The sequence below is a fragment of the Mycolicibacterium agri genome, assembly GCF_002553505.1.
GTDB lineage: Bacteria > Actinomycetota > Actinomycetes > Mycobacteriales > Mycobacteriaceae > Mycobacterium > Mycobacterium agri.
The window spans coordinates 1-5801 of the sequence record NZ_PDCP01000161.1 but is presented as its reverse complement, the minus strand read 5'-3'; the positions used below and the strand labels follow the sequence as shown (position 1 = coordinate 5801).

Here is a 5801-nt window from a genome sequence, read left to right as displayed (position 1 = left end):
TAGCGCTGCGCAAGTGGGTCGAAAGTCGACTCCTGCGGTGTAGGGGTCGCCAGCCCCGGCCCCGGGAAGCTGTGACGTATGCCAGGTCAGGCAGCAGTCAAAGCGGAAGAGGCGTTGATCCATGTGCTGTGGATTAATGCCGGTTTGAGTTGTGACGGGGATTCGGTGGCGTTGACTGCCGCCACACAACCGAGCATCGAGGAGATCGCTCTTGGCGCGCTGCCCGGTCTGCCCCAGATCGCCGTGCATTGGCCCCTGATCGATTTCGAGTGCGGACCTGAGGGAGGGGCGGACGATTTCCTGGAGTGGTTCTTCAAGGGCGAACGGGGGGAGTTGGAACCGTTCGTGCTGGTTGTCGAGGGTTCGATTCCGAACGAGAAGATCAAGAATGAGGGGTATTGGTGCGGGTTCGGCAACGACCCTGCGACCGGTCAGCCGATAACGACAAGCGAATGGCTGGACCGGTTGGCGCCCAAGGCCACCGCGATCGTCGCCGTCGGAACGTGCGCGACGTACGGCGGTATCCATGCGATGGCGGGTAACCCGACCGGAGCGATGGGGGTGCCCGACTATTTGGGTTGGGATTGGAAGAGCAAGGCCGGCATCCCGATCGTATGCGTGCCCGGCTGCCCCGCCCACCCAGATAACATGGCCGAGACGCTGACGTATCTGCTGTACATGGCGACCGGCCAGGCGCCGATGATTCCGCTCGATGATGCGCTGCGGCCCAAGTGGTTGTTCGGGAACACCGTGCACGAGGGGTGTGACCGAGCCGGATACTACGAGCAGGGTGATTTCGCAACCGAGTACGGGTCCCCGAAATGCATTGTGAAACTGGGCTGTTGGGGTCCAGTCGTGAAATGCAATGTGCCCAAGCGGGGCTGGATGAACGGGATCGGTGGCTGTCCGAACGTCGGTGGTATTTGTATTGGGTGCACGATGCCGGGCTTCCCGGATAAGTTCATGCCGTTCATGGATGAGCCGCCGGGCGGCAAGCTCACCAGCACCGCGTCGGGGCTGTACGGCTCGCTGATCCGTCCTCTGCGGAGCATCACCGGGCGCACCCTCGATAAAGAGCCCAAGTGGCGCCATCGCGGCACCCAACTCACAACCGGAGCGACCCGCACCTGGTAGGTGCGGGTCATGTTCGGCGCGCACGGGGGCGATGGGCCCGGGTTTCGGCGAATCGCCCTGTAACGCAGTGGACCACACATAGGAAAGAGAGTTCGATGACAGCGATCATCCCCGAGCCATCGCACGTGAAGAGGGATCCCGGCCAGCTGGTGGAGATGGCGTGGGATCCGATCACGCGTATCGTCGGTAGCCTTGGCATCTACACGAAGATCGACTTCGAGAACAAGGAAGTCGTCGAGTGTCACAGCACCTCGTCGATCTTCCGCGGTTACTCGATCTTCATGAAGGGCAAGGATCCGCGCGACGCGCACTTTATCACCAGCCGCATCTGCGGCATCTGCGGTGACAACCACTGCACCTGCTCGGTCTACGCGCAGAACATGGCCTATGGTGTCCAGCCGCCGCATCTCGCGGAATGGATCATGAACCTGGGTGAGGCGGCGGAATACATGTTCGACCACAACATCTTCCAGGAGAATCTGGTCGGCGTGGACTACTGCGAGAAGATGGTGTCTGAGACCAACCCGGGCGTGCTCGCCAAGGCAGAGAACACCGAGGCACCGCACGCCGGTGCGCATGGGTACCGCACGATCGCCGACATCATGCGGGCGCTCAACCCGTTCACCGGCGACTTCTACCGGGAGGCGCTAGTCGTCAGCCGCTTGACTCGGGAGATGTTCTGCCTGATGGAAGGTCGCCATGTGCATCCGTCCACCCTGTATCCCGGAGGGGTTGGCACGGTCGCGACCATCCAGCTGATGACCGACTACATGGCGCGGCTGATGCGCTATGTGGAGTTCATGAAGAAGGTCGTGCCGATGCACGACGATTTGTTCGACTTCTTCTATGAAGCGTTGCCCGGCTACGACCAGGTGGGTCTGCGCCGCACCCTGCTGGGCTGCTGGGGGTCGTTCCAGGACCCCGAGGTGTGCAACTTCGCCTACAAGGACATGGAGCGCTGGGGCGACGCCATGTTCGTCACACCTGGTGTGGTGATCGACGGTAAGCTGCACACCCACTCGCTGGTCGACATCAACCTGGGCATCCGAATCCTGTTGGGCCACAGCTATTACGACGACTGGACCGACCAGGAGATGTTCGTCAAGACCGACCCGTTGGGCAACCCGGTCGATCGTCGCCATCCGTGGAATCAGCACACCAACCCCAAGCCACAGAAACGCGACTTCGACGCCAACTACAGCTGGGTGATGTCACCGCGCTGGTTCGATGGCAAGGACTATCTGGCGCTGGACACCGGCGGCGGGCCGCTGGCCCGGCTGTGGGCCACCGCGCTGGCCGGATTGGTCGACATCGGCTATGTCAAGGCGACGGGGAAGAGCGTACAGATCAACCTCCCAAAGACCGCGCTCAAGGGACCCGTGTCCTTCGAGTGGAAGGTGCCGCGACAGGGCAGCAACACCATCGAGCGCAACCGCGCCCGGACCTACTTCCAGGCCTACGCCGCGGCCTGCGCATTGCACTTCGCCGAGAAGGCGCTGGTCGAGATCCGTGCGGGCCGCACCAAGACCTGGGAGAAGTTCGAGGTGCCCGACGAGGGCATCGGCTGCGGGTTCACCGAGGCCGTCCGCGGGGTGCTCAGCCATCACATGGTGATCCGCGACGGCAAGATCGCCAACTATCACCCGTATCCGCCGACGCCGTGGAACGCCAACCCACGCGACAGCTACGGCACACCGGGCCCGTACGAGGACGCGGTGCAGGGCCAGCCGATCTTCGAGGAGAACGACCGGGAGCGCTTCAAGGGCATCGACATCATGCGCACGGTCCGCAGTTTCGACCCGTGCCTGCCGTGCGGGGTGCACATGTACCTGGGTAAGGGCAAGCAGCTGGACCTGCTGCATTCCCCCACCCAATACGCAACCGGGGAATAGGGTATGGCCCCGCCGACACTGCCAGGCCCCGACGAGAACCAGGACGACGCGCAGTGGCGCACGGCGGGCGAACGGATCCAAACCCTGCTTGAGGCGTCATCCTCGGGAGGCGCCATCGCGCGCGAACGCGCCGAAAAACTCGTCCGCGAGGTGACAGACCTCTACGGGGCGATGCTTCAGCGGATGATGGATGTGGCGTTGGCCGAAGATCCGGGCCTCGCGGACCGGTTCGCGGCCGACGATCTCGTCGCCAGCCTGTTGTTGGTGCACGGGTTGCATCCGTACGATGTCGAACGCCGGGTCGCGGCGGCGCTCGATAATGTTCGGCCGTATCTCGGCTCACACGGCGGGGACGTCACGCTGCTGGGGGTGGCCGATGGAGTGGTGCGGCTTCAGTTCCAGGGCAGTTGCAAGAGTTGTCCGTCGTCGTCGATCACCCTTGAGCTGGCGGTCGAGGACGCCGTACGTGCTGCCGCGCCGGAGATCTCCGACATCGAAGTGGTTCCCGCAGAATCGGATTCCGGGGCCGGCGTGATTGCGCCGGAGTCGTTGCTGACCCGGGTGCACGCCAACGGCCACCATTGGACGGCGTGGCAGCCGGCGCCCGAACTCGCCGAACTCGGTGACGGAGAGGTGGGCGGGTTCCGGGTGCCCGGAGTGATGGTAGTGGCCTGCCGGGTGGGCGATGATGTGTTGGCCTACCGAGACCGCTGCCCCAGTTGCACGGGCACATTGGCCGGTGCACTACTGTCCGGCGCGGTACTGCGCTGCCAGAACTGCGGCGCCGGTTTCGACGTTGCCCGCGCCGGCGCGGGTGTCGGCGGCGACGGCCACCTCGAACCGATTCCCGTGCTGGTGCGCGACGGTGTGCCGTCGATGGCCGTGCCGCAAGAGGTGGCCTGATGGACGGCAACGTCACCGATGTCCTCGCCCGGATCCGCGCCAGCCGCGGCGCACCCGAGCCCGCGGGTGAACGCTGTGAGATGTGTTCGGAGGCCATCGCCGACGAGCACCAGCATGTGGTGAACCTTGAAGGCCGCCAACTGATGTGCGTGTGCCGCGGCTGCTACCTACTGTTCACCGACAGCCACGCCGAACTCCGCTATCGCGCGATCCCCGACCGCTACCTCGTCTTCCCGGATTTCGCGCTGGACCGCCGCGCGTGGGAGGCCCTGCAGATTCCGGTCGGGCTGGCGTTCTTCTTCCACAACTCGACGCTCGGCCGCACGGTGGCGTTCTACCCTGGCCCGGCGGGCGCCACCGAATCCGAGCTCGATCTGCAGGCGTGGAACGACATCCGCACCGCCGATTCCCGCGTCGACACTCTCGCGATGGACACCGAGGCGCTGCTCGTACGCGTACCCGATGACGAAAACACCTCCCCGCAGGCCTATCTGGTACCCATCGATGCCTGCTACGAATTCGTCGGCCGCTTGCGCATGATATGGCGTGGCTTCGACGGCGGGCAGGAAGTTCGCAGTTACATCGACGAGTTCTTCGAGTCGCTCGACAGCCGCAGCCGGGTGATCGACCGTGAGTGACGTCACGTTCGCCGTCCTTGATGTCGCACCGGAACCATACGCCGTGACGCCGATCCTCATGGCGCGCATCGGCATCGCATCGGTCGCCGCGGAACCCGTCCATGCGATCGCGCTGAAATGCCAGGTGCGAATAGAACCGTCCCGGCGGGCCTACTCCGACGACGAAGCCGCCGAACTCATGGACCTTTTTGGTCCGCGGGAACGTTGGGCTGCCACCCAGCACTCGTTCCTGTGGCAGCACGCCACCGCCATGGTGCCGGGATTCACCGGCACCACCCAGGTCCAGATGCCGCTCGAGTGCACCTATGACTTCGAGGTGGCGGCCGCCAAGTATCTGCACGCGCTGCGCGACGGCACCATCCCGCTGCAGTTCCTGTTCAGCGGAACGATATTCACTCCTGGAGACCGTGGCTTCGCCGTCCAGCAGGTGCCGTGGGACCGCGAGGAACGCTACGACATGCCGGTCACGGTGTGGCGTGACCTGATGCAACAGCACTTCCCGAACACCGGATGGCTGCGGCTGGACCGCGAGACCATCGACGCGCTCGCCGCGTATCGCACCGCGCGCGGGCTGCTCGGCTTGGACGACGCCATCACCTCCCTGCTGGCCGCGACTTCGGCGAAGGAGCTGCGGTGAGCGCCAACTGGGACCGGGCCCGCGCCGTCGCCGACGCGGTGCTCTACGAGGGCTACCTGCTCTACCCGTACCGCGGCAGTTCGCGAAAGAACCAGTCACGCTGGCAGTTCGGGGTGCTAGGTCCGCAGCGGGCCGCGGACACCGACATCGGTGAGGATGACACACTCTCCGCACAGGTGCTGGTGCGCTCAGGCGGCGCCGCGTCGCTCTCCGGCGTGGTTCGGTTCCTGCAGTTGCAGCACCGAGCGGCCGAACGCGACGTGGGCGCCGGCTGTTTCGAGCGAGTCGACGAGCTGACCACGGCATCCACCAGCTGGCTCAGCTGGGACGAGGCGGTTGAACGCGAGATCCCGATCGACAACGTGAGCGTCACGAGTCTGCCGCGCACGCTTGACATCTCGGTCCCGGCCGGCACCGACATCGAAATGCTGGATGGTGGGCGGCTGGTCCGCACGCGCCGCGCGCTCCACGGTCAACTCGACATCTGCGCTGAGCCTGACGGCGACCTCTTGCGGCTCTCATTCGAGGTGCGCAACACAGCTGCACCCGCCGCCGACAAGGACGAGGCGATCGCGAGCTCCATGATCGGGACGCACA

General features: G+C 64.9%; 5 protein-coding genes and 1 pseudogene. All 6 read left to right on the top strand.

The window, feature by feature from the left end; genetic code table 11:
* Positions 1 to 78: 78 nt before the first annotated feature.
* Positions 79 to 1134: an NADH-quinone oxidoreductase subunit B family protein gene (locus CQY20_RS33055; protein ID WP_097945453.1), complete on the top strand. Its 1056-nt coding sequence runs from the start codon at positions 79 to 81 to the stop codon at positions 1132 to 1134.
* 95 nt (positions 1135 to 1229) lie between these two features.
* Positions 1230 to 3026, top strand: coding sequence for a nickel-dependent hydrogenase large subunit (locus CQY20_RS33050; protein WP_097945450.1), 1797 nt, complete (start codon positions 1230 to 1232; stop codon positions 3024 to 3026).
* A 3-nt stretch (positions 3027 to 3029) separates the two neighbouring features.
* The gene (locus tag CQY20_RS33045) at positions 3030 to 3929 is read left to right on the top strand and encodes a NifU family protein (protein ID WP_097945447.1); all 900 of its coding nucleotides are present in this window, start codon (positions 3030 to 3032) and stop codon (positions 3927 to 3929) included.
* A complete protein-coding gene (locus tag CQY20_RS33040) occupies positions 3929 to 4567 on the top strand; it encodes a DUF5947 family protein (RefSeq protein ID WP_097945444.1) in 639 nt (212 codons plus the stop codon). The genes CQY20_RS33045 and CQY20_RS33040 overlap by 1 nt, the downstream gene beginning before the upstream one ends.
* Complete coding sequence (locus CQY20_RS33035; protein ID WP_097945441.1) at positions 4560 to 5204, top strand: DUF6084 family protein; 645 nt, start codon at positions 4560 to 4562, stop codon at positions 5202 to 5204. The genes CQY20_RS33040 and CQY20_RS33035 overlap by 8 nt, the downstream gene beginning before the upstream one ends.
* Positions 5201 to 5801 (top strand): annotated as a pseudogene (locus tag CQY20_RS33030) (hypothetical protein); the annotation flags it as partial. The gene CQY20_RS33035 and the pseudogene CQY20_RS33030, both read left to right, overlap by 4 nt.